The sequence below is a fragment of the Zobellia alginiliquefaciens genome, from assembly GCF_029323795.1.
GTDB lineage: Bacteria > Bacteroidota > Bacteroidia > Flavobacteriales > Flavobacteriaceae > Zobellia > Zobellia alginiliquefaciens.
The window spans coordinates 5,032,793-5,055,562 of sequence record NZ_CP119758.1; the positions used below are offsets into that span (position 1 = coordinate 5,032,793).

Annotated in this window: 24 protein-coding genes; 9 read left to right on the plus strand and 15 right to left on the minus strand. The window is 37.6% G+C overall.

Annotated elements, in window-relative coordinates; translation table 11 throughout:
• Window positions 1-7: 7 nt before the first annotated feature.
• Complete coding sequence (locus P0077_RS20740) at window positions 8-1,816, minus strand: PorP/SprF family type IX secretion system membrane protein (protein WP_276167099.1); 1,809 nt, start codon at window positions 1,814-1,816, stop codon at window positions 8-10.
• Window positions 1,817-1,885: 69 nt separating this feature from the next.
• Here P0077_RS20740 and P0077_RS20745 point away from each other — a divergent pair, with 69 nt between their 5' ends.
• The gene (locus tag P0077_RS20745; RefSeq protein ID WP_276167100.1) at window positions 1,886-2,443 is read left to right on the plus strand and encodes a SixA phosphatase family protein; all 558 of its coding nucleotides are present in this window, start codon (window positions 1,886-1,888) and stop codon (window positions 2,441-2,443) included.
• A gap of 109 nt (window positions 2,444-2,552) precedes the next feature.
• A complete protein-coding gene (gene smpB, locus P0077_RS20750; protein ID WP_276167101.1) occupies window positions 2,553-3,017 on the plus strand; it encodes an SsrA-binding protein SmpB in 465 nt (154 codons plus the stop codon).
• A 10-nt stretch (window positions 3,018-3,027) separates the two neighbouring features.
• Here smpB and P0077_RS20755 read toward each other — a convergent pair whose 3' ends face one another.
• Window positions 3,028-3,669, minus strand: a complete 642-nt coding sequence (locus P0077_RS20755; RefSeq protein WP_194527670.1) for a protein-L-isoaspartate(D-aspartate) O-methyltransferase — start codon at window positions 3,667-3,669, stop codon at window positions 3,028-3,030.
• A gap of 161 nt (window positions 3,670-3,830) precedes the next feature.
• On the opposite strand from P0077_RS20755, the gene P0077_RS20760 reads away from it, so the two are divergent.
• From P0077_RS20760 to P0077_RS20790, 7 genes are read left to right on the plus strand one after another with little or no spacing between them, the layout of a single operon-like run.
• Entirely contained in the window at window positions 3,831-4,790 is a 960-nt protein-coding gene (locus tag P0077_RS20760) for a Gfo/Idh/MocA family protein (protein ID WP_276167102.1), read from the plus strand.
• A 19-nt stretch (window positions 4,791-4,809) separates the two neighbouring features.
• Window positions 4,810-5,697: a 3-hydroxyacyl-CoA dehydrogenase family protein gene (locus P0077_RS20765; RefSeq protein WP_276167103.1), complete on the plus strand. Its 888-nt coding sequence runs from the start codon at window positions 4,810-4,812 to the stop codon at window positions 5,695-5,697.
• Between the two features lie 54 nt (window positions 5,698-5,751).
• Window positions 5,752-6,405 carry a YggS family pyridoxal phosphate-dependent enzyme gene (locus tag P0077_RS20770; protein WP_276167104.1) on the plus strand — a complete coding sequence of 218 codons (654 nt, stop codon included), beginning with the start codon at window positions 5,752-5,754 and terminating at the stop codon, window positions 6,403-6,405.
• Window positions 6,406-6,457: 52 nt separating this feature from the next.
• Complete coding sequence (locus tag P0077_RS20775; protein WP_276167105.1) at window positions 6,458-7,828, plus strand: exonuclease domain-containing protein; 1,371 nt, start codon at window positions 6,458-6,460, stop codon at window positions 7,826-7,828.
• Window positions 7,829-7,831: 3 nt separating this feature from the next.
• Window positions 7,832-8,680: an ion transporter gene (locus P0077_RS20780; protein ID WP_276167106.1), complete on the plus strand. Its 849-nt coding sequence runs from the start codon at window positions 7,832-7,834 to the stop codon at window positions 8,678-8,680.
• Complete coding sequence (gene miaA / locus P0077_RS20785) at window positions 8,680-9,615, plus strand: tRNA (adenosine(37)-N6)-dimethylallyltransferase MiaA (protein WP_276167107.1); 936 nt, start codon at window positions 8,680-8,682, stop codon at window positions 9,613-9,615. Before P0077_RS20780 ends, miaA begins: the two co-directional genes overlap by 1 nt.
• A complete protein-coding gene (locus tag P0077_RS20790; protein ID WP_276167108.1) occupies window positions 9,605-10,096 on the plus strand; it encodes a gluconokinase in 492 nt (163 codons plus the stop codon). The genes miaA and P0077_RS20790 overlap by 11 nt, the downstream gene beginning before the upstream one ends.
• A 56-nt stretch (window positions 10,097-10,152) precedes the next feature.
• On the opposite strand, the gene P0077_RS20795 is transcribed toward P0077_RS20790, so the two are convergent.
• The 13 genes from P0077_RS20795 to P0077_RS20855 form a co-directional block, all read right to left on the minus strand.
• Window positions 10,153-10,863 (minus strand): response regulator transcription factor, encoded by a 711-nt coding sequence (locus P0077_RS20795; protein WP_276167109.1) that lies wholly within the window; start codon window positions 10,861-10,863, stop codon window positions 10,153-10,155.
• A gap of 11 nt (window positions 10,864-10,874) precedes the next feature.
• Window positions 10,875-12,458 (minus strand): sensor histidine kinase, encoded by a 1,584-nt coding sequence (locus tag P0077_RS20800; RefSeq protein WP_276167110.1) that lies wholly within the window; start codon window positions 12,456-12,458, stop codon window positions 10,875-10,877.
• An 83-nt stretch (window positions 12,459-12,541) separates the two neighbouring features.
• Window positions 12,542-13,129 carry a dephospho-CoA kinase gene (coaE, locus tag P0077_RS20805; RefSeq protein WP_276167111.1) on the minus strand — a complete coding sequence of 196 codons (588 nt, stop codon included), beginning with the start codon at window positions 13,127-13,129 and terminating at the stop codon, window positions 12,542-12,544.
• On the minus strand, window positions 13,126-14,028 hold the full coding sequence (locus P0077_RS20810) for a YbbR-like domain-containing protein (RefSeq protein WP_276167112.1): 903 nt from the start codon (window positions 14,026-14,028) through the stop codon (window positions 13,126-13,128). Before P0077_RS20810 ends, coaE begins: the two co-directional genes overlap by 4 nt.
• Window positions 14,029-14,094: 66 nt before the next feature.
• Window positions 14,095-15,096 (minus strand): glycosyltransferase family 2 protein, encoded by a 1,002-nt coding sequence (locus tag P0077_RS20815; protein WP_276167113.1) that lies wholly within the window; start codon window positions 15,094-15,096, stop codon window positions 14,095-14,097.
• Window positions 15,097-15,218: 122 nt separating this feature from the next.
• Entirely contained in the window at window positions 15,219-16,034 is an 816-nt protein-coding gene (locus tag P0077_RS20820) for an enoyl-ACP reductase FabI (protein ID WP_276167114.1), read from the minus strand.
• Between the two features lie 153 nt (window positions 16,035-16,187).
• On the minus strand, window positions 16,188-17,840 hold the full coding sequence (recN, locus tag P0077_RS20825; RefSeq protein ID WP_276167115.1) for a DNA repair protein RecN: 1,653 nt from the start codon (window positions 17,838-17,840) through the stop codon (window positions 16,188-16,190).
• Window positions 17,841-17,895: 55 nt separating this feature from the next.
• Entirely contained in the window at window positions 17,896-18,783 is an 888-nt protein-coding gene (gene porD, locus P0077_RS20830; protein WP_276167116.1) for a type IX secretion system protein PorD, read from the minus strand.
• Window positions 18,776-19,981, minus strand: a complete 1,206-nt coding sequence (coaBC, locus tag P0077_RS20835) for a bifunctional phosphopantothenoylcysteine decarboxylase/phosphopantothenate--cysteine ligase CoaBC (protein WP_276167117.1) — start codon at window positions 19,979-19,981, stop codon at window positions 18,776-18,778. The genes porD and coaBC overlap by 8 nt, the downstream gene beginning before the upstream one ends.
• A gap of 3 nt (window positions 19,982-19,984) precedes the next feature.
• A complete protein-coding gene (locus tag P0077_RS20840) occupies window positions 19,985-20,317 on the minus strand; it encodes a DNA-directed RNA polymerase subunit omega (RefSeq protein ID WP_276167118.1) in 333 nt (110 codons plus the stop codon).
• 12 nt (window positions 20,318-20,329) lie between these two features.
• Window positions 20,330-21,154 carry an outer membrane protein assembly factor BamD gene (locus tag P0077_RS20845; protein ID WP_276167119.1) on the minus strand — a complete coding sequence of 275 codons (825 nt, stop codon included), beginning with the start codon at window positions 21,152-21,154 and terminating at the stop codon, window positions 20,330-20,332.
• Between the two features lie 118 nt (window positions 21,155-21,272).
• Complete coding sequence (gene dapA, locus P0077_RS20850) at window positions 21,273-22,157, minus strand: 4-hydroxy-tetrahydrodipicolinate synthase (RefSeq protein WP_276167120.1); 885 nt, start codon at window positions 22,155-22,157, stop codon at window positions 21,273-21,275.
• Window positions 22,157-22,690: a DUF6913 domain-containing protein gene (locus P0077_RS20855; protein ID WP_276167121.1), complete on the minus strand. Its 534-nt coding sequence runs from the start codon at window positions 22,688-22,690 to the stop codon at window positions 22,157-22,159. The genes dapA and P0077_RS20855 overlap by 1 nt, the downstream gene beginning before the upstream one ends.
• Window positions 22,691-22,770: the final 80 nt, after the last annotated feature.

Consider the following 22,770-nt stretch of genomic DNA (forward strand, 5'->3'; position numbering starts at 1 on the left):
CTGACTCTTATTTCCCTACTACTCTAAAAATCCAAGTATTACCAGAGAACTTACCGTCAAAATTACCATCTCTGGCTTGTCTTGCCTGACCCATAGTATCAAAACGATTCAGATACACATAGTTGAATTTATTTTTGCTACGCACAAATGATTTAGGTTGAAGTCCCTTTCTCTTTAAATCCGCCATAAAGGCATCAAAGTACTTTTTAGTACCAAATACATTTGCTATCAAGTAATAGCCCGGCTCTAAACCGTCCTCGGTTTTAACCTCTTCGTATTTTTCTCCTTTTCTAGGCGTAACTACTTCTTCTTTCTGCGCCAGCTTAGCTTCTTGAGCAGCTTTCTCTTCTTTTTCTTGACGAGCTTTTTCTTGCGCAATCTTTGCCGCTTCAGCCTCGGCTTTCCGCTTATCTATTTCAGTATTTTCAGCTAATGCCAAAGCCTCCTGTTGCTTAGCATTTTGAATTGAATCCAATTTTCTTTTTTGCTCTTCTTGTTCAACTATGGCAAGCTCCTCACCTTTCTGCTGTTGCGCTTCTTTTTCAGCAGCTTTGGCAATAGCCTCTTCTTCTTTTATCTGATTTTGCGCTTCCTTCTCAAGACGCTTCTCTTCTTTCCTTAAAGCCAAAGCTTCCTGTTTCTGTAGTTTAGCTATAGAATCTTGAGCCCTTTTTTCCGACTTGCGGCGCTCTTTTTCTTCTTTCTTAGCAAGCTTTTCTTCTGATTTTGATTCTTGGGCCAATTCCTCTGCCTTCTCTAATTCAGCTGCAATAGCTTCATTTTTATTTTCCTCTGCAGCTTCGGCTTTAGCCACCGCTGCCAATTCTATTTGATCAAGTTCATTTTCTTCCGGAGAAATATAACCTACCATTTTATGGCGCTCTTCCGGTTTACCAAAAAAGTATGCGGCCATAAGCTCAAAAGAAGATTCCGTACTAATAGATGAGTCCGCCCCAAATTCAATCAATGCACCAAGTGACACATGATTAAAAAATGTTCCTCCTACCCCAATACCATATCCATAGAAATTATTATACCCTACTTGCCCCCAATAGTTGTTCGTATTTAAAAGTGCATTGAAGCCTATTTGATTGGCTTCCCCAGGAATAGTTCTCAAATACATAGAGGGACGCACAAAAGCATTCATTGCAGCACCAAGAGTGACCGGAAAATCATAAGATACCAAGCCCATATAAACTTTATCCTCCTTTTCCGTATTTACTTCGCTCTCTGTAAAATTGTAATCGAAAAGATTTTCAGAAGCAAAACCTAACGTAAGTCGCTCTACACTAAGACTAACACCCGGTGCCACTTGCAAAATAAAATCATCGGTTGAAGAGGACTGCAACAGCGGAAAATCAGGATTAACGGTAAAACGGTCATCGGCCAAAGACTGCTTAAAACCGAATACATTTGCTCCAACAGATAATTTTACCGTTTCGTTCAAATCAAAACTATGTGCATAGTTTATAACGCCTCCCGTATCAAAATAGATACCCGTGTTCTGCTGAAAAAAAGCTGCACCGACCGCAGATTCATCATTTAATTTCCTCGTATAATTTAAGAATTGTGTAGTAGGGTTGCCGTCAATAGCCTGCCATTGCCAACGTACCCAATACGCCAAAGAATTAGCATTGTTCCGATCTACTGAAAAAGCAGGGTTAAACAAGCTGGCATTGTATGTAGTTAAGTTATGCTGCCTTAAATCTGCAGGTAAACGTGACTCTTGACTCCGCAGAACCAAAACAAACAATAAAAGAAATAAAGTTACTATAGTTCTGCGCATGATTACAAAAAAACAAAAAGCAGTATTCATACATACTTTTTTTGTCTAAATTTAGTTAACAATTATGCAAGAGTTTTCAACCAAAAACGATTATCTAATATGCAACGGATCAAATCCTTTTATATTATTTTGCTCACAACCTTAATTTTGGTGAGTTGTAAAGACGAGCAGAAAGTTAACCAAAATAACCACCAAGGGGCAGTTTCTACCTTTTATTTTATCCGTCATGCAGAGAAAGATCGTTCCGATTCGGAAAATACGGACCCTGAACTAAATCAACGTGGTCTAGGCAGAGCTATGCATTGGGCCGAAATACTCAAGGATGTTGAGTTAGACGTTATTTATACGACCGATTACCAACGAACCTCTATGACCGCTGCACCTACCGCCGTGAAACAAGAACTAGACGTGAAGTATTACGAGCCGCAAAATGTAAACATAGAACAGTTTAAAACAGGTAATTTAGGTAAAAACGTTCTTGTGGTCGGTCACAGCAACACAACACCTGAGTTCGTAAACAAAATGATAGACATTGATTTGTACTACGAAATGGAAGACAACGACAATGGCAGCCTTTACATAGTGCAAATCGTTAACGGACAAGCAACTTCGCAACGCATCCACATTAACTGTAATTGCCCTAAAGAACGAAAATAGAACTTCTGAGAGAGTACAACCGAGCGGTATCAATTTTAAATATACCCTTATTACTTTTCTATACCCCAGAATTAGCTATTAATTTAAGGAACTTCACTATTTTTGTGTCATGGTTCAAAAGAACATCAACATAAAAAATAAAAAAGCCAAATTTGAATATGAGTTCATAGACACCTATGTAACTGGTATTGTTTTGGCCGGAACTGAAATAAAATCCGTTAGAGAAGGAAAAGCCTCTATCACACAAAGTTTTTGCGAGTTTAATGAGCGTGGAGAACTCTTTGTCATTAACATGCAAATTGATGAGTATTCGCATGCTTCTCACTTTAATCACAAACCTAAAGCGGAACGCAAATTGCTCATGAACAAGCGTGAGCTTAGAAAGTTACGCAAAGACGTCACTACTTCCGGTTTTACCATCGTGCCTATTAATCTATTTATAAACGATAGAGGGCTGGCTAAATTAAAGATTGCGCTTGCCAAGGGTAAAAAGCTGTATGACAAGCGTGAAACCTTAAAAGACCGCGATAACAAACGTAACCTTTCAAGAATTAAGAAAAGCTTCAATAACTAGAGCGGGTTCTTTAATTCTTATTCTCTAAAAGCGGTACAAAACGGAAAGAACCGTATTCTTTTTTTTCGAACTCTTTTTCAGATTTACGTACAAACAAGGTCATAATCTGGTCATCGGTACCGACGGGAATTACCAGTCTACCTCCAATTTTTAATTGACTCATAAGCGCCCTTGGCACTTCTGGCGCGCCTGCGGTTACAATAATTCCGTCATAAGGAGCCTGTTCGGGAAGTCCTTTATAACCATCTCCAAAAATTAATTTTTTAGGACGATAGCCCATTTTCCGGAAGAAAATCTTTGTCTTTTTAAAAAGCTCCAACTGCCGCTCAATAGTATGGACTTTTGCCCGTAAAAGTAGTAATACAGCAGTTTGGTACCCACTACCCGTACCAATTTCCAGAATATTGTCATTGGGCTTTACCTCTAGTAATTGAGACTGAAAAGCCACCGTATAGGGTTGGGAAATAGTCTGGTCTGCAGCTATCGGAAAAGCCTTGTCTTGATAGGCATGACCTTCAAAGCTGCTGTCCATAAATAAATGTCTAGGTATGGTGCGTATAGCTTCCAACACATTTTTATCGGTTATGCCTTTAGCTACCAATACTTCGGCCAGCTTATTACGCATTCCCCTATGTTTTAAAGTATCTCTCAACGGTTTGGTTTTGGAAGGTAAAGTTAACTTGTAAAACTTCAACACACAAGTCTAGCGACTAAATGTCAGCCTACATTTTTTTAAATTACTAATCCTTAATCTTCACGATTCAAACCCGAAAACTCCGAAACTATCCTTATTTTTGATTCAAATTGAAATTTATGCTTAGAGTTGGCGTATTAGGCGCAGGTCATTTAGGAAAAATACACTTACGTCTGCTAAACGAATCGAAAAAATATGAATTAGTCGGTTTTTATGATGCAGATGCAATTAACGGTAAAAAAGTAGCGGACGAATTTGGATACCAATACTATGATAATATCAACAAACTTATAGAAGCTGTAGATGTAGTGGACATCGTTACCCCTACTCTTTCTCATTTTGATTGTGCCAAAAAGGCAATAGAAAAAGGAAAACACATATTTATAGAAAAGCCCATAACCAATACGTATGAAGAAGCGGAACAGCTTCTGGAACTAGAAAAAAAGTATAACGTTAAAGGCCAAGTTGGGCATGTAGAACGTTTTAACCCGGCCTTTTCTGCGGTAAAACATCAAATCAACACGCCCATGTTCATAGAGAGTCACCGGTTGGCAGAATTCAACCCTCGTGGCACGGATGTTCCTGTAGTTTTGGATTTAATGATCCATGATATTGATGCCATACTGAGCGTTGTAAATTCCGATGTAAAACAGATTAATGCCAGTGGAGTTTCGGTTATTAGCAAGTCTCCGGATATTGCCAATGCCCGTATTGAATTTGAAAATGGTTGTGTAGCTAATTTAACGGCTAGCAGAATTTCACTGAAAAACATGCGTAAATCACGTTTCTTTCAGAAAGACGCTTATATCTCCGTAGACTTTTTAGAGAAAAAAGTTGAGGTAGTGAAAATGAAAGATGCCCCAGAAAAAGTGGGTGATTTTGACATGGTACTACAAAATGCGGAAGGCGAGAAAAAACAAATCTATTTTGAGAACCCAGACGTGGGAACCAACAATGCCATTCTTGATGAACTGGAAAGTTTTGCAGATGCCATTGCCAATGACAGCACCCCCATTGTAAGCCTGAAACAAGGCACACAAGCCCTAAAAGTAGCCTTGCAGATCATAGCTTCTTTTTAGAATTATTAAAATCACACATATGCAACATATAGCGGTTATAGGCGCAGGTACTATGGGAAACGGAATTGCCCATGTTTTTGCTCAGAACGGTCACAAAGTAAATTTGATAGACCTTTCCGATGATGCGCTGAGTAAAGGGATGAAAACTATCGAGAAAAATCTGGATAGAATGTTGGCCAAAGAGAAGATAACCGAAAACGATAAAACGGCCACACTTCAGAACATATCAACTTTTACCACTCTAAAAGATGGGGTTACCCCAGTTGATTTAGTGGTTGAAGCTGCCTCAGAAAATCTAAACATAAAACTGAATATTTTTAAGGAATTGGATGCCATTTGCGACCAAAAAACCATTTTGGCCACAAACACCTCTTCCATATCAATTACCCAAATTGCAGCAGCTACAAATAGACCTAAGAAAGTAATCGGGATGCATTTTATGAACCCCGTGCCTATTATGCAACTGGTAGAGATTATTCGTGGTTACAGTACTTCAGATGAAACTACTGAACAAATCATGAAGTTATCTACAGAATTAGGCAAAACTCCCACGGAAGTAAATGACTACCCAGGTTTTGTGGCCAATAGAATTTTAATGCCCATGATTAATGAAGCTATTGAAACACTATACAATGGCGTGGCCGGTGTTACGGAGATTGATACGGTTATGAAATTAGGTATGGCACACCCCATGGGCCCGCTGCAGCTAGCAGATTTTATTGGGCTTGATGTTTGCTTATCAATTTTAAATGTGATGTATGACGGTTTCAAAAAACCGAAATATGCACCATGCCCGCTCTTGATCAATATGGTCATGGCTAAAAAACTAGGTGTAAAATCCGGGGAGGGATTCTATGATTATAGCGAATCCAGAAAGGCCGAAAAGGTTTCTCGTCAGTTTTTATGACAGACAGACCTTTCTAAACTATCCTATTAAAAATATCAAAGCACGACAGATACGATGATAAAAGATAACCTTTTAGAAATCAAGAATACACTTCCTGAAGATGTAACACTGGTGGCAGTCTCCAAAACCAAACCAGATGAAGATTTAATGGAAGCCTATGACGCCGGACAACGTATTTTTGGAGAAAACAAAGTTCAAGAAATGGTTGGCAAATGGGAACGACTGCCAAAAGACATCAAATGGCACATGATTGGCCACTTACAACGCAACAAGGTCAAATACATGGCTGAATTCGTTGATTTGGTTCACGGAGTGGATAGTTATAGATTGCTCTCTGAAATTAACAAAAGAGCAAAACAGCACAACCGAACAATAGATTGTCTGCTACAAATTCATATTGCAGAAGAGGACACAAAGTTTGGCTTGAATAAAAATGAACTTATTGCCATTCTGAAGTCGGATGAATACCTTCAGCTTAAAAGTATAAATGTAGTTGGACTCATGGGGATGGCTACTTTCACCGAGAACGAAGAGCAAGTCAGAAGGGAGTTTCAGCAGTTAAAATCAATATTCGATTCGATAAAACCGGAAAACCCGCAAATCAAAATATTATCCATGGGTATGAGCGGAGACTACCGAATAGCCATTGAAGAAGGAAGTACGATGGTGCGCATTGGAAGTAGTATCTTTGGCAATCGCAATTACTAATATTCTGTCACGGACCAATAACGCACCATCACCACAGGACAAAAACGCATAAATGTATACCATTTTAGATATTGAAACTACAGGGGGTAAATTTAATGAAGAAGGCATTACCGAGATTGCCATTCATAAATTTGACGGACATAAAGTGGTGGACCAGTTTATTAGCTTGGTAAATCCAGAGAAAGAGATACAACCTTTTGTGGTAAAGCTTACGGGCATTAACAATAAAATGTTACAGACCGCTCCAAAATTCCACGAGGTGGCCAAACGAATTGTTGAAATTACCGAAGATACGGTCATCATAGCTCATAATGCCCAATTTGACTATAGAATATTAAGAACGGAATTTAGAAGGCTGGGCTATAATTTTGAGAGAAAGACCTTATGCACTGTAGAGCTTTCCAAAAAATTGATACCTGAAGCAGAGTCACACAGTCTGGGAAAATTGGTCCGTTCCCTAGGGATTGCCGTTAGTGACCGCCACAGAGCAAATGGCGATGCGCTAGCAACCCTGCAACTGTTTAAAATACTTTTAGCCAAAGACCTTGACAAGACCATAATTAAAGATGTAATCCGTAAAGAAACCGAAGGCGAGCTTTCTGATCGTCAATTAGATATTGTAGATAGATTACCTTCCGAAACCGGTGTGTATTACATGCATGATAAAGATGGTGAAATATTATTTTTAGGCAAAAGCACCAATATTAAAAAACGGGTGAACCAACATTTTACAAAAAGTGGTGGTCGTGCACGACAATTACAAAAAGCGACCAAAAAGGTAACCTTTGAAAGAACAGGAAATGAATTGGTAGCGCTTCTAAAGGAAAATGAAGAACTTAAAAGGAATCGCCCAAAATACAATCACCGCCCCAAAGCTGTAATTTTTAGTCACGGTTTATTTGTTCAAAAAAACATAGACGGGTACAACACCTTAACCGTTAGAAAGGTTACTGAGAGAAAAGAAGCTTTTACCACATTCAACAGTCTGGCAGGTGCTTCCAATTTTATTTTCAAATTAACTCGTGATTTTAATCTTTGTGATAAACTAAACGGAATATCAGAAGCCAAAAATAATTGTTCCAACTACGATAACGGGGAATGTCTAGGCGCTTGCGTCACTAAGGAGCCTACTGAGGATTATAACAAAAGAGTCCATGAAGCGCTTCAAAAATACTCGCTAAATGACAAAAATGTAGTGATTATAGATAAAGGACGAGAAATTGGGGAGTACAGTGCTATTTTAGTTAAAAATGGTGATTTCAAAGGTATGGGCTATTACAACCTTAATCATCAAATCAATAATATTCATATCTTAGAATCTATAATCGTTCCTATGCGAGGTAATGATAACACGACTCATATTATCGAAAATTATATGCGTAAAAAACGAAATCTAAAAATTCTAGAATTAACCAATCAGTAAAATTTGAAAGAAGATAAACCCGACGGAGGCTGGAAGAATAAGGTTCATGAAATTATTTATGAAGCGGACACCCCTTTGGGAAAATGGTTTGATATTCTTTTATTTATCCTCATTATTATAAGCGTTCTTCTAGTTATGCTAGAGAGCGTAAAATGGATAGATGCCGAGTATCATGAAACCCTATTTGTCCTAGAGTGGGTAGTTACCATTCTCTTTACTATTGAATACATTGCAAGAATCATAAGTATTAAACAACCCAGACGCTATATTTTCAGCTTCTACGGAATTATAGACTTACTGTCTACCATACCCCTATATCTATCCTATATTTTTGCCGGATCACAAGTCCTTTTAGCCATACGTTCTTTGCGACTTTTAAGGGTTTTTAGAATTCTGAAATTAGTTCGTTTTTTAGGAGAGGCATCGCAATTAAAAAATGCATTAAGAGCAAGTAGAGCCAAAATAACAGTTTTCCTTTTTGCAGTACTTATCCTTTCCGTTATCTTAGGTACTGTTATGTACTTAATAGAAGGTGATGCTGCCGGCTTTACCAGTATTCCTACCAGTATTTATTGGACTATTGTTACCCTCACAACGGTTGGGTATGGAGATATTGCTCCTATAACCCCCCAAGGACAATTTATAGCAACGTTAATTATGCTTGTGGGTTACGGTGTTATTGCGGTTCCCACTGGAATTGTAACTGCTGAATTTGGCAAAAAAATTCAGGAACAAAAAAAAATGGACGATAAGCACTTTGTTCATGTAAACACCCAAGCTTGCAGAAACTGCGCAAAAGAAGGTCATAGAGATGACGCCACCCATTGTTATAACTGCGGAAGCGAACTCTAATGGAAAAAATACTTTTATCTGTAGTAGGGCCTACCGCCATAGGAAAAACAAAGCTTGCCATTGCTTTGGCCCGGCATTTTAACACGGAAATTATTTCCGCAGATTCTAGGCAGTTTTTTAAAGAAATGAGAATTGGCACAGCCGTTCCTTCAGAAGAAGAACTTCAACAAGCCCAGCACCACTTTATACAGCACATTAGTATTTTCGATTCCTATTCGGTGGGTGATTTTGAACGAGATGCGCTTAGCCTCCTTGAGGAGTTATTCAAAAAAAAGAATATTGTTGTCATGGTGGGCGGAAGCGGACTCTACACAAAAGCAGTTACCGAAGGTTTAGATGACTTCCCTAAAGTAGACCCTGTAATACGAGAACAGCTCAACGAAAACCTTAAAGAAAAAGGAATCGAAAGCCTTCAAAATCAACTAAAGGAGCTAGACCCAAAGTACTTTGAATCGGTAGATTTACACAATCCGCACCGTATTATAAGAGCTCTCGAAATCTGTATCGGCACCGGTTTACCCTACTCCTCTTTTCTATTAAAAAACAAAACACAACGCCCCTTTAAAACCATTACTATTGGCATTGAAGCGGAACGTTCTCTAATTTACGACCGTATCAACCAACGTGTAGACATAATGGTCTCAGAAGGCCTTATAAAAGAAGCCAGGCAACTTGAAAAGCACAAAGAACTAAACGCTCTACAAACCGTTGGTTACCGAGAACTTTTTACGTATTTTGAAAAAGAGTCAAATGAGTCGGCTATTGAAACCGATTTAGTTTTTGCCATAGAAGAAATAAAGAAAAACACACGCAGATTTGCAAAAAGGCAGCTCACTTGGTTTAAACGCAACCAGGAAACCATATGGGTATCACATAATTCAGACTTCCAAGAACTGATAACCACCTTACATAACATCGTTCCACATGAAAAATAAAAACCCCATAGTATTTGTCATGGGCGTATCTGGCTCCGGCAAAAGCACCATAGGCAAACTTTTAGCATCAAAATTAAATTTAGAATTCTATGATGGAGATGATTATCACCCTGAGGCAAACGTAAAAAAAATGGCCGATGGCATTCCCCTAAATGACCACGATCGCCAAGGCTGGTTAGAAAGGCTAAATTTATTAGCTATTGAAAACAAAGACAATGGCGCTATTATCGCTTGCTCCGCACTCAAAACCAAATACCGGGTTATTTTGCAAAACGGATTAGAAAAAAAGCTTGTCTTCGTTTACCTAAAAGGAACTTTTGAAGAAATCATGACACGTTTAGAGCAGCGCAAGAATCACTTTATGCCGCCGGAATTACTTCAATCGCAGTTCAACACATTAGAGGTTCCCAGTGATGCTATTACAGTCTCTATCATGCAAACACCGGAAGAAATTGTCTCTGAAATACTTTCCGAGATATAATCACAAAAAAGCCCCGCTATCAAATAGCGAGGCTTCTAAATATATAGAATTTAAGTTTACACGTCTTCCTTAACAACCAAACGGAAACCTTCTCCGTGAATGTTCAATATTTCAACGGTATCATCCAATTTTAAATACTTTCTAAGTTTAGCAATATAAACGTCCATACTACGAGATGTAAAATAGTTATCATCTCTCCATATTTTGGTCAGTGCTAATTCTCTTGGCATTAAATCATTTTCATGAAGCGCCAAAAGCCTCAAAAGCTCATTCTCTTTAGGAGAAAGTTTAATAGCCTCTTCGTCTCTATATTTCAAAAACCGAAGCTTTGAGTTTAAGTGGAAATTACCAATTTTAAATTCGAATTTCTTACTATCCGCTAATGTATTAGATGCTTTTCTCTGAAGGATAGCTCTAATTTTCATTAGAAGAACTTCTGAATCAAAAGGTTTGTTAAGGTAATCATCTGCTCCAGCCTTATATCCTTTTAAAACATCTTCTTTCATGGTTTTAGCGGTAAGGAAAACGATAGGAACATTTTCGTTCTTTTCGCGAATCTCCTTTGCCAAGGTAAAACCGTCCTTATAAGGCATCATCACATCCAATATACAGATGTCATAATTATCTTTTTTAAATTTCTCAAATCCCTCCATACCATTCTTGGCTAAAGTGACATCAAAATCATTCATTGATAAATAGTCCTTCAGCACAATTCCAAAATTGGGATCATCCTCTACTAAGAGTATTTTTTTATTTACTGTTTCCATAACTTGTTGAGTTAGATTAAAGGCAATTTTATATAGAAAGTACTTCCCTTTCCTTTTTCACTTTCTGCGTAAACCTCACCTTGGTGATCATCTACAATCTTTTTCACATATGCCAACCCGAGTCCATGCCCTTTAACATTATGTAAATCTCCCGTGTGCTCACGGTAGAATTTTTCAAATACTTTTTTGACCACGGCTTTACTCATTCCGGCTCCTTGGTCTTTTATTTCAATTACAATATAGTTTTTAGCAACTTCCGTAGACACGTTTATTCTAGGCGCCTTGGCGGAATACTTAATGGCGTTATCAAGAATATTTACAATTACGTTTGTAAAATGCATTTCACTGGCAAGAACCTCTGTTCTCTTAGCCTTTAAATGTGTTTCTATATATCCACCGCGATCAGCTACAATAAGCTCTACATGTGCTATTGCATCTTCTATTATGTCGTGTACATCTACTCTGTCCTTACTAATATCTAACTGATTCTTTTCCAGCTTGGATATACGTAATACATTTTCAACCTGAGCGTGCATACGTTTATTTTCTTCACGAATCATGCTCAAATACCTATCAACCTTATCCGGGTCCCCTATTATCTTTGGGTTACGGATAGCCTCAACCGCTAGGTTAATAGTTGCTATAGGTGTTTTGAACTCATGCGTCATGTTATTTATAAAATCAGATTTTATCTCTGAAATCTGTTTTTGACGAATAAGCTGGTAAATTGCTCCCGAATAAGCAATCACGATCACCAAAGTAAAAAGTAATGATAGTAGCGCCATTTTTATAATAGACTGAATCAAAAACTTCTTTTTCTTTGGAAAAGCGATGAGCAAAGAAAAATTACTCGCCCCCTCACTATCCTTAAAAATAGGAGTTTCATACAGCATATCTTTCGTAAACTTGAATTTCCTAGACTTTACCTTGGTGGGAAGTCCCCTGCTGTACACCCCATATTCATATTCAATATTAAGGTTCCTGTTCTTAAGTTCACGGTCAAGCAACAGTTGAATTTCTTGATTAGAAACTCGCTTATGAATAGGCACTTTCTTAGCATATTCACTAAAAACATCTTCAAATTGGGCTCTTTCTATAGACGATAAACCCCCAATTTTCTGAAGCTTTTGTACTGCATTTAGCTTATACTCCTTTCCATCCAATCCAAAATCTTCTTTAAAAATAGTTTTGGACCGCTTACTCGTATAATTCTTAATTGTGGCTATGGTATCTCCACCATTACCATTATCAAAGAACGTAGATGCTATATTGTAATCTTCCTCTAAAATACCATGGGAATAAAACCGAATCTCATTGGAGTTTATATCACGGTCTATAAAAAAGATATTTCGCAAGTGAGAACTTTTAGGTTCCCCTACACTATCTTTTACATCAATGTAACGTTCAAAATAATCCTTTGTCTCTCTCTCCTCAATTTTATCGGAAACCTGATTCAATACCTCAGATACTGTATTGGAAAACTGTTCTTCTTTGTCTTCCACAGATTGTTTTATCCACAAGAATTGAACAGATATTATTCCTATCAGGGAGAGACTCATCAACGCCACCAAAAGGACAAATAACCTCTTATTCATTTAAAAGCAAAATTAAAGATTTAACAACTAGCAGTTAGTACGTTTAACCAAACCTTAACAAAAATGTTAAAACTGCGTGAGGCCTATATTTTATTAAGTATATCACGGTGAACATCTAATACTTGAACCTTGGTTTGTTCTATATTATCATTTTGGATGATATAGTGGGAAGCCTCTATTTTTTTAGTATCATCCCATTGGTTTTTCATTCGGGCCTTAATACCCTCTACCGTGCTTGAGGCATCTCTTTGCATAACTCGATCAATTCTAATCTCTTTTGGAGCGGTCACCAAAATGATGCAATCATAAAAATCCTGCGAGCCAATTTCGAATATAATGGCAGCTTCTTGAATTACATAATCTGAGCTTTGTTCGTCTGCCCATTTTATAAAATCCGAACGGACAGCCGGGTGCACTATTGCGTTTAATTCCTCTAAAAGTTCTTTAGTATTGAATACTTGCTGAGAGACAAAAGCTCTGTTCAATTCTCCATTTTTATAAGCTTCCTCCCCAAGTAGTTCCTTAATTTGTTGAATTAATTCTGGAGAATTTTGCATCAAGTCTTTTGCCTTCTCATCAGAATTATAGCAGGGCACGCCCAACTCCCGGAACATTTTGGCCACAGTAGTTTTACCACTACCAATACCTCCTGTTAAGCCTACTTTTATCATTTTTTATTCAATATATATTCCACACTTTCATTTTGAAGTTTTACGCTATGCAAACCACTCGGCTTCTTTCGTAATTCTAACTGAAGCCTATCCGCATTATTATCTTTCAATTGACCATAATCTGCAATAACCTCAAAATCTGAAGCTTCCAGTTTTTTTAGACGTTTCAATTTAGCCTTACATACTACGGAAACTTTATCAGGAAACGTTTTTACATTTATATTTTTAGGGAAATGAACCGTAGTAATAGGCACTTCAAAAACCTTTTCGGAAAAACGTGCAATTTTAGCCGTTAACTCCACTTCACCACTTGAGTATTGTGTATTTTTCAGTTCTTTGGATTTATAGATTTCCAGAGTTTCTGAAAAATCAGCATCCAAATCCGGTAATGCCAACTTATGCGTCCGCACCACCTCTATCGTATCAATTTCTTTAGAAGGCCCGGTAAGAGTAATAGAATCTGGCTGAACCTCCATCTTTCCATCTATCAAATAATTCCTGGCCATATTGACCTCTATATTAGGCTTTACGGGAACTTTTTTAGACACAACGGCCAGCATTCCCACAAACAGCGTATCGGTTTCAATATCAATTAAAGACATAGATGCACTTAACTGCCTTTCTACCTGCTTTCTATATATGTCTTGTGGTATATAAAAAATAGAATCTTTTTGCTGGGCATCGGCAAGATCAATAGCTATTTTGGAATGTTTAAAGTTGAAACCCAAAAACTGAAACCCTCCTGCTTCTAGCTTTACTTTTAATTCACTATCCGTAGCTCCCTTGAACAAATACCCCTCGGGAACATTTACATACTCTAAATCGAAATTGGCGGTACTTACATAACTCTCCGAAAGGTTATTAATAAGCCATATTAAAGTCGAGAAAAATAAAAACACTAAAAATATTTTTACCTTCCTCTTCTTAAGTGCCTTCTTTATTTTATCTATTACCCAGTTTACCAATTATTTAAAAAATAAATGTGGAAACAATGTTTCCGGTTGCTTTTTGCTAAAGTTAAGGAAGATGGTGGATTTTAAAAAACCATATCCATACCCCATAAATTGAATACTTACGGCAATTAATGAAAATAATGCCACTGCTAAATTTCTATTCTTTAAAAGTGAATCTATAAAAATGAGCATAAAATAAACAACATATAAATATAGGGGCACAGTAATACCAACAACCAAAAATAAGAGTGACACTATAAACCCCAAACAAAACAGTGTAGGAAACCAATAGGTCATTTTTGCAGTTTTAGGATGCCATTTGTTCAAAATAGGGCGAACACTACCAAATTTTTTTACTTGAACAAAAAATTTGTTCCAATCTATACGGCGCTTGTGATATACAAATGCCTCAGGAATTAATTTGGTACTAAATCCCTCTTTCCAGATACGAAAAGTAAAATCTGGGTCCTCCCCGGGATGTATTTTCCCAAAACCACCAACAGTTTCAAAGGCTATTTTTGAAATCCCCATATTAAAGCTTCTTGGCTGAAACTTATCCAATGCTTTTTTATTACCGCGAATTCCACCAGTAGTAAGCACTGATGTCATGGCATAATTGATAGCTTTTTGCAGAACACCAAAAGATTCATGAGCTGCATCCGGCCCACCAAAACAATGAACAAATTCTTTTTCCAAAGTACTATGAACCGCATCTAAGTACTGAGGCGGAATCATACAATCCGAATCTACAATAAGAAAATAATTTCCCTTGGCACGGGTCATTCCGTAGTTTCTAGAATCTCCCGGCCCTGAATTCGGTTTTTTATAATAGGAAATGAATAGCTTATCTCTATATTTTCCTACCACTTCTTCAGAGGAAAAAGTTGAACCGTCTTCTACAATCAACACTTCAAAATCTTTTGAATAGGTCTGATGCGTAAGACTTTCCAACAACTCCGCAATTTCATCGGGTCTGTTGTAAACAGGAACTATAAACGAAAAAGATAAATCCATGAGCTTTTATACGGAAATTCTAAAGGCGTTTTAATAACTGGAATAGATGCTATAAAATGCCCAAAATATATGCCGAAAAACAATACTTCGCCAGAATTAAATCTATTGAAAAGTGTTTTACCCTACTCCTCGGTAAAGCGTTCTATAACCTCCTGGCTAACCCCAGTATTAGAGAAGCCTCCGTCATGGAACAAGTTTTGCATAGTGACCTTCTTGGTCAAGTCAGAAAAGAGCGTTACCGTATAATCCGCACACTCCAATGCAGTTGCATTTCCTAAAGGCGACATTTTTTCAGCATAGCTAATAAAGCCTCCAAATCCTTTCACTCCTTGGCCAGCAGTTGTTGGTGTAGGGGATTGTGATATGGTATTTACACGAACATTTTTCTCTTTTCCAAAGAAATAACCAAAGCTACGTGCTACGGACTCTAAATATGCTTTATTATCCGCCATATCATTATAATCAGGAAAAACACGTTGCGCGGCCATATAGGTCAAAGCAACGATACTACCCCACTCCTGCATAGCATCTGCTTTGTACAAGCTTTGCAATACTTTATGAAAAGAAAGTGCGGAAACGTCCCATCCTTTAGTAGTGAAATCATATTTTTCATCCGTGTAAGAACGTCCTTTTCTAACGTTTACCGACATACCGATAGCGTGCAATACAAAATCTATTTTTCCTCCAAGAATTTCCATGGATTGGGCTACCAAATTTGCAAGATCTTCTTCGCTAGTTGCATCGGCAGGAATAATTTGGGAACCTGTTTTTTCGGCCAAATCTTTAATTTGCCCTAAACGCATAGCTACAGGTGCATTGGTCAAAACAAACGTTCCTCCTTCTTCATGAATTCGCTCTGCAGTTTTCCATGCTATTGAATTTTCATCCAAAGCTCCAAAAATAATTCCCTTCTTACCTTTTAATAAATTATATGACATTTTGATAGATTCTGTTGGTTGTTCTTAAAGCTTCAAAGATATTTAAAAAGTTGGCAACAAAGAGTTGCCTAAAGAAGAAAAAAGCATTTATACTAATAAAAGAGGCCTCAATAACTAAATTAAACCACGAGAGTCATGTACTCTTCTCTTGTTTTAGTTCAAAAGTTGTCTTGCGTGAGCCATTGCAGAATCAGAAAGTTCTTTACCTCCTAACATTTCCGCTAACTCCAGCACCCTTTCTTCATCTGATAACTGCTTCATATTTGTTTTGGTAACCGCACCCTCCTCCAACTTATAAACCTTAAAATGATGATCGCCCTTGGATGCCACCTGTGGTAAATGCGTAATAGAAAACACCTGCATACTTTTACTCATTACCTGCATAATATCTCCCATTTTCCCAGATATTTCGCCGGACACTCCGGTATCGATTTCATCGAACATAATAGTAGGCAGGTTTTCGTATTTGGCCAAAATAGATTTTATGGTTAGCATAATACGAGAAAGTTCACCACCGGACGCTACTTTTTTCAACTCCCCGTAATCCCCTCCTTTGTTCGCAGAGAACAAAAAGGTAAGTCCATCTGCTCCGTTTGTTTTAAAATCATCAGCCTTAAAAAGCTCAATTTTAAACGTAGCACTTGGCATCCCTAAAGCTTTTAACGAATCTTCCAACTGTTTTTTAAGCTCCGGAATGACCTTTTTACGCTTAGCTGTCAACGAATCCGCAGCCTTTTGTAATATAAGTTTTTGAGCTACAAGCTCCTGTTCCTTTTTTTCTATGTCCGCTTCAAGGTTTTCCGTCACACTAACTTTTTCGGCCAGTTCTTCCCTAATTTGCAACAATTCCGAAATTTCTTGAACGCTATGTTTTTTCTGCAAATCATACAGCTGCTGAAGCTTGGTGTTGGTTTCCTCTAGCAATTCCGGGTTTGCTTCCGTGTCTTCTTGATAGTTCTGAAGCTCAGAAGCAATATCATCTACTTCAATAAAAACAGATTGTACGCGTTGGTTCAAATCTGCATATTGATTTCCAAAACCCGATAATTTATTCGCTACTTGCTTTAGCTCCGTGAGCAAGCTTACAATCCCTACTTGCTCATCGTTCAATAATTGATGACCCGAGGAAATCAATTCTAAAATATTCTCTACGTTATTAAGCTGTTCGTATTGCTCCTCCAGTTCTTCTTGCAATCCTAATTTTAAAGGTGCCGCCTGAAGCTCCTCCAGCAAAAAACTGTTATAATCGTGCTCTTTATTGGCTTCTTTTTGAAATTCTACAAGCCTAGCCAGCTCTTTGGACGTGGTTTTGTACAATCTAAGTTTTGACACGTACTCTTCTAACAACTTTTTGTTATCGGCCAACGCATCAATAACTTTTAATTGAAAATCATTATCAGTTAGCTGTAACGTCTGATGCTGCGAATGCACATCAATAAGACTGCTACCCAACTTTGTAAGTATATCCAATCTAACCGGAGAATCATTTACAAAGGCTCGGGATTTGCCGCTAGGTTGAATCTCCCTTCGGATTATAGTCCTTTCTTCATAATCTAAATCCTCATCTTTAAAAAAGGATTTCAAGTTATACTTATCAATCTGAAATTCAGCTTCTATAACACATTTCTTATCCTTATCCCTTAGGGAAGATAAATCGGCACGTTTACCCAATACGAGAGATAAACCTCCCAATAAAATAGACTTACCCGCACCTGTTTCCCCGGTAATACAGGTAAAACCATTGGTAAAAGCCACGTTAAGACTATCTATTAATGCGTAATTTTTTATGGAAAGGTGTACTAGCACAGTTTTCTATTCGATTTGTGCCGTAAAGATAAATGATAATTTCGTACTTAAAGAACTAGTATTTAATATCGTTCCAAGTACTTGAATATAATGGAGCAATACTATTCAAAGTTTCTTTTAATTGAACAATATCTACTTTTGGCCCATCAGAAAAAATATTCTGAATTTCATCTGACTTCGCATCAAAGAAAGTCTGAATTAGAAAGGCATTGGGCCTGCGCTTGATCATGGTTTCAAAAAGCTTCATTGTGCCGGCAATAACTTGTTTGCCTGTACTATTGTTATCCCCTAAAATATCAAGCCCCTTACGATGGTAGTTATACATGGCTATGCGGTACTCCCTGTATGTATTGGACAAAAGATTATCTACCAATTCAAAACGGCTACGGTCACTATTTTGGTCCCAGCCGGTGTAGCTACTACTTTGAGCTTGTGTGGTAATTTGTTGTGCTTTTCTAAAATATTCGGTACCTCCTTCCAAAGAGAAAGTATCCGCATCAAGACCCAAAATGGTGTAAACGTAAAAAGAAACTACACTTACTAAATTAGATTCAAAAACATTCTCATTAAATACTAATGGCTGAAATTCTATATACTCAAAGTTAAGTTGATTGTCTTTATAGTTAAAAATAGGACTCTCATAAGAAGTATTAAAAACTGGCCGAGATGACTGAATCTGAATATTACCTTGAAAACGGTTGGACTCATAATCCGTAATCGTGATAAACATTTGCGCGTTTATCCGTTCGTTTTCCTTATATGTACGATTAGTCCATTTGTTTTTATTCACGAAGTCGTTCAGGGAACGCTCCAATGTTTTAAATATTTGCTGATTGGTTTGCGATACCTGATCTGCATTGATGGTCACCACACAGTTCAATTCTTGCGCCGAAACCGACGTAATGAAAAACGAACATAAAAGAATATATATAAAGTTACGCATGGTATCTTTTCAAGATTTCGTCAAAAATATCTTTGGCCACCTCTGCCTTTGTCTTAAGTTCAAACGGCGTAATCGTAGAATTCTTATCTATAAAAGTGATTTTGTTGGTAGGTTTTCCAAAACCGGCCCCTTTATCATTCAAGGAATTAAGAACAATAGCATCCAAGTTCTTCTTTTTAAGCTTCACTTTAGCATTTTCAAGTTCATTTTCTGTCTCTAATGCAAAACCGACCAAAAACTGATCTTTTTTCTGATTGCCCAGAGAAAGTAAAATATCCTTTGTTTTTACCAACTCTATAGAAAACTCACTTTCTTTTTTCTTTATTTTCTGGGTTGCAACCGTTTTTGGGGTATAATCCGCCACAGCCGCGGCACAAATAGCAACATCTATAGCTTCATAATGCAAATGAACCTCGTTGTACATTTCTTCTGCCGAAATCACTTTTCTTAAAGTAATAAGTTCATGTGAAACCGTAAAATGAGACGGCCCAGAAACCAAAATAACCTCGGCTCCTAAATTTGCAGCTGCATTTGCCAATTCGTACCCCATTTGGCCTGACGCATGGTTACCAATAAATCGTACAGGATCTATAGCTTCATATGTGGGGCCAGCAGTAATCAGCACTTTTTTTCCGCTCAGCGGAAGTCCTTTTTGAAGATGCCCATTAATGAATTTCACAATATCCTCAGGTTCCGCCATTCGTCCTTCACCGTGAAGTCCACTCGCCAATTCACCAGAAGTAGCGAGTATCATTATATTTCCAAAAGACTTTAATTTTTTAAATGATGCTATTGAAGATGGATGTTTATACATATCCAAGTCCATAGCAGGGGCAAAAAACACGGGACATTTTGCAGACAGGTAGCACGCCAACAATAAATTGTCACATGTTCCGGATGCCATTTTGGACAAGGTATTTGCCGTAGCAGGCGCTACGATCATCAAATCTGCCCATAGCCCTAACTCAACATGATTGTTCCAATCCGTTGCACCTCCTTCTTCATTGACAAAAGATGAGAGGACGGGATTTTTAGAAAGAGTTGCCAGGGTAAGTGGGGATACAAAAGAGCTGGCGCTCTCCGTCAAAACAATTTTGACATTGGCGCCAGCTTTAATCAATAAACGTACGAGAAAAGTAGTTTTATAAGCGGCAATCCCTCCGGTAATGCCTAAAAGGATGTTCTTACCGCCTAGCATATACTACTGGTCTTTCTCCGTATTTCTGTGATATATTTTATCATTCAACCACTCTTCCACGGCCAAAGCATGTGGTTTAGGTAATTTTTCGTAGAATTTAGAAACCTCAATCTGCTCTTTATTCTCAAAAACCTCTTCTAAGCTATCGCTATACGTAGCAAACTCCTCTAATTTCTCAAGAAGTTCTTTTTTAATTTCAGAATTGATCTGTACAGCTCTTTTAGCAGTAATTGAAATTGCTTCGTAGATATTCTCCGTTTGCTGATCAAACTCATTTTTGTTGATCGTTACCGTAGAAACGGCAGCATTCGAATTTTTAAGATCGTTCATGTTCATAGTCAAACTTATTTATTTTGCTTCTTTCTCTTGTGTGAAATTTTGTAACTGTGCCTTTACTTTTTCAAGTATCTTATCTGCCTCATCAGCATATTTCGTTTCCGGAAACTGCTTTTTGAGGGAATTGTAATCCGCTACAGCTTCTCTTAATCGTTCTTCCTGTAATCTTTCAAAACTATTAATGGCAAATCTTGAAGCCGATTCAAACCTGTAAAACATAGCATCCTCACGATAAATAGACCCTGGAAAATCAGAGATAAAATTATCAAAAGCCGCTACTGCTGGGGTTAAGAACGTATAATCAAACTGTCCTAATTTATTGAACTGCTTTGCTATTTCGTATGCTTTATGTTCTTTTTTATTGGTCAGCTGTTTCGCCATGGCGTTAGCTTCTTCAAAATATTCAGACTCTGGGTATGAATTGATGAAGAGCTGCAACTTGGTCAACGCTTTGTCCGTATCCGTTTGATCTAACGAATATACCGGCGAAAGCTCAAAATAACTCTTGGCTCCTAAAAAAGAAGCCTCGCCCACTTTATCACTTTTTGGATAAGATTTTACAAAACGCTCAAACTGATAGCCCGCCATATTGTAATCTTTTCTCTGAAAATAAGTATCAGCCAAAAAGAACATTACACGCTCTCCCTGTGGTTTCCCCACATATTTGGGCGCAATTTGTTCAAAAAGACGATTCGCCCTTTTCATATCACCTTCCTCATAAAATTTCTGAGCTAAGTCATATTTAGGTTTAACTTCTTCATTTTTAAGTACCTTTTGGTACTCGCTACATGATTGTGACATCAAAGCTATAAGTAAGATAGGGGCTAATAACCTCATTTTAAAAAGCATTTTGCAAAATTACGGATTCCCGATGGATATAAAAAACAAAAAATAAAGTAGCTAAAATAGTATTATAGCCCCGTGTACCCATGCTTTTAGGGAAGATTTAACACCACTATGCAAAAACCTTCAATGATTTTACAAAGTCGGAGATGTTCTTTTTAAGACTTTCCGAAGCTTCCATTAACGGAAGTCTAACGCCCGCTCTTGAAAGACCTAAGACTTCAAAAATAGCTTTTATCCCCGCAGGGTTACCTTCCTGAAAAATTAAGCCCATTCCATCTTGAAGTTCATAATGCTGTCTGTAAGCCTCATCCACATTTCTATCCAATCCTAAACGGATCATACTAGAAAACTCCGTAGGCAGTCCTTGGCCTAGAACAGAAATCACACCGGAACCACCGGCCAAAACTGTAGCTAAAGCAGTTGCATCGTCCCCAGAAATAACATGGAAATCTTTAGGACACTCCTTAATTAACTCTTGAACCTGCAGCATATTGCCCGATGCCTCTTTAATAGCAACTATGTTTTCCAACTCCGCTAAACGGGCCACTGTGGCGGGAAGCATGTTGCTACCCGTTCTACCTGGAACATTATATAGGATAATAGGTTTGGGAGACACTTGTGCAATAGCTTTGAAATGCTGATAAATACCCTCTTGGGTAGGTCTATTATAATATGGTGATACTGAAAGAACAGCATCAAAATTAGTAAGATCTAGCTTTTGCAATTCCTCTATTACGGCAACTGTATTATTACCTCCAACACCCACAACCAAAGGAAGTCTTCCTGCATTTGCAATAGTTACAGTATCAACAACCAGTTGTTTTTCTTCTTTGGTAAGTGTTACGGATTCTCCGGTAGTACCTAATACTACAAGATAATCTACACCGCCATCAACACAGTAGTTAACAATACGGTGTAACGCATCTACATCTACTGAAAAATCTGTTTTGAACGGGGTGATCAATGCCACACCTGTACCAATTAATTGCTTCATCACTCAATTTCGTTTAAAACGCCAAGATATTTTTTAAGCTCCGTTTTAAAAGTCTTAAAATCTTCCAATGGCGAATCCATTATCAAATCATTATACATAAGATCTACATCTTTAAAACCTACACGAAACCGGGCTCTTGTTTTGACGCTCATTAACTGTAACAACAAATTATCGGTAGTATAATAATTTACAAGTAAATCATACTCCCTACTCAAAAATTCAAGGGCATAGCTATTTTCTATGGCTCCGTTCCACCCCAGGTCCTTATCAGAAAACACAGGGGTTGAGTACGGCGAATTTTTGTCGTAATAACTTTTATAACCAACAATCTTTACAGCATTCGGTCGCAAATTATAATCCTCTACGAATCCATAAAATTCATTCGTATCATCAAAAGCATCCAAATCTACGATGCAACCTATTGAAGTAATACCTTTACTTCTTTCGATTATCGGCGGATCTTTGGCTAACTCTTGTTTCAGAAATTTAACGCCCGAATTGTACTTGAACTTATCTTTTATTCCCTTAAACATGTACTTTTACATTTTGTAACCATTCTGGTATGCAAAATTTGGAATGGGTTCTACAAATGTAAAGAATCTCCACGCATAAT

Excerpts from the sequence above, each read along its gene's own strand:
- P0077_RS20740 (WP_276167099.1), bottom strand. The coding sequence starts at position 1,816 with ATGAATACTGCTTTTTGTTTTTTTGTAATCATGCGCAGAACTATAGTA.
- P0077_RS20745 (WP_276167100.1), top strand. The coding sequence starts at position 1,886 with ATGCAACGGATCAAATCCTTTTATATTATTTTGCTCACAACCTTAATT.
- smpB (WP_276167101.1), top strand. The coding sequence starts at position 2,553 with ATGGTTCAAAAGAACATCAACATAAAAAATAAAAAAGCCAAATTTGAA.
- P0077_RS20760 (WP_276167102.1), top strand. The coding sequence starts at position 3,831 with ATGCTTAGAGTTGGCGTATTAGGCGCAGGTCATTTAGGAAAAATACAC.
- P0077_RS20765 (WP_276167103.1), top strand. The coding sequence starts at position 4,810 with ATGCAACATATAGCGGTTATAGGCGCAGGTACTATGGGAAACGGAATT.
- P0077_RS20770 (WP_276167104.1), top strand. The coding sequence starts at position 5,752 with ATGATAAAAGATAACCTTTTAGAAATCAAGAATACACTTCCTGAAGAT.
- P0077_RS20775 (WP_276167105.1), top strand. The coding sequence starts at position 6,458 with ATGTATACCATTTTAGATATTGAAACTACAGGGGGTAAATTTAATGAA.
- miaA (WP_276167107.1), top strand. The coding sequence starts at position 8,680 with ATGGAAAAAATACTTTTATCTGTAGTAGGGCCTACCGCCATAGGAAAA.
- P0077_RS20790 (WP_276167108.1), top strand. The coding sequence starts at position 9,605 with ATGAAAAATAAAAACCCCATAGTATTTGTCATGGGCGTATCTGGCTCC.
- P0077_RS20795 (WP_276167109.1), bottom strand. The coding sequence starts at position 10,863 with ATGGAAACAGTAAATAAAAAAATACTCTTAGTAGAGGATGATCCCAAT.
- P0077_RS20800 (WP_276167110.1), bottom strand. The coding sequence starts at position 12,458 with ATGAATAAGAGGTTATTTGTCCTTTTGGTGGCGTTGATGAGTCTCTCC.
- coaE (WP_276167111.1), bottom strand. The coding sequence starts at position 13,129 with ATGATAAAAGTAGGCTTAACAGGAGGTATTGGTAGTGGTAAAACTACT.
- P0077_RS20815 (WP_276167113.1), bottom strand. The coding sequence starts at position 15,096 with ATGGATTTATCTTTTTCGTTTATAGTTCCTGTTTACAACAGACCCGAT.
- P0077_RS20820 (WP_276167114.1), bottom strand. The coding sequence starts at position 16,034 with ATGTCATATAATTTATTAAAAGGTAAGAAGGGAATTATTTTTGGAGCT.
- porD (WP_276167116.1), bottom strand. The coding sequence starts at position 18,783 with ATGCGTAACTTTATATATATTCTTTTATGTTCGTTTTTCATTACGTCG.
- coaBC (WP_276167117.1), bottom strand. The coding sequence starts at position 19,981 with ATGCTAGGCGGTAAGAACATCCTTTTAGGCATTACCGGAGGGATTGCC.
- P0077_RS20840 (WP_276167118.1), bottom strand. The coding sequence starts at position 20,317 with ATGAACATGAACGATCTTAAAAATTCGAATGCTGCCGTTTCTACGGTA.
- P0077_RS20845 (WP_276167119.1), bottom strand. The coding sequence starts at position 21,154 with ATGAGGTTATTAGCCCCTATCTTACTTATAGCTTTGATGTCACAATCA.
- dapA (WP_276167120.1), bottom strand. The coding sequence starts at position 22,157 with ATGAAGCAATTAATTGGTACAGGTGTGGCATTGATCACCCCGTTCAAA.
- P0077_RS20855 (WP_276167121.1), bottom strand. The coding sequence starts at position 22,690 with ATGTTTAAGGGAATAAAAGATAAGTTCAAGTACAATTCGGGCGTTAAA.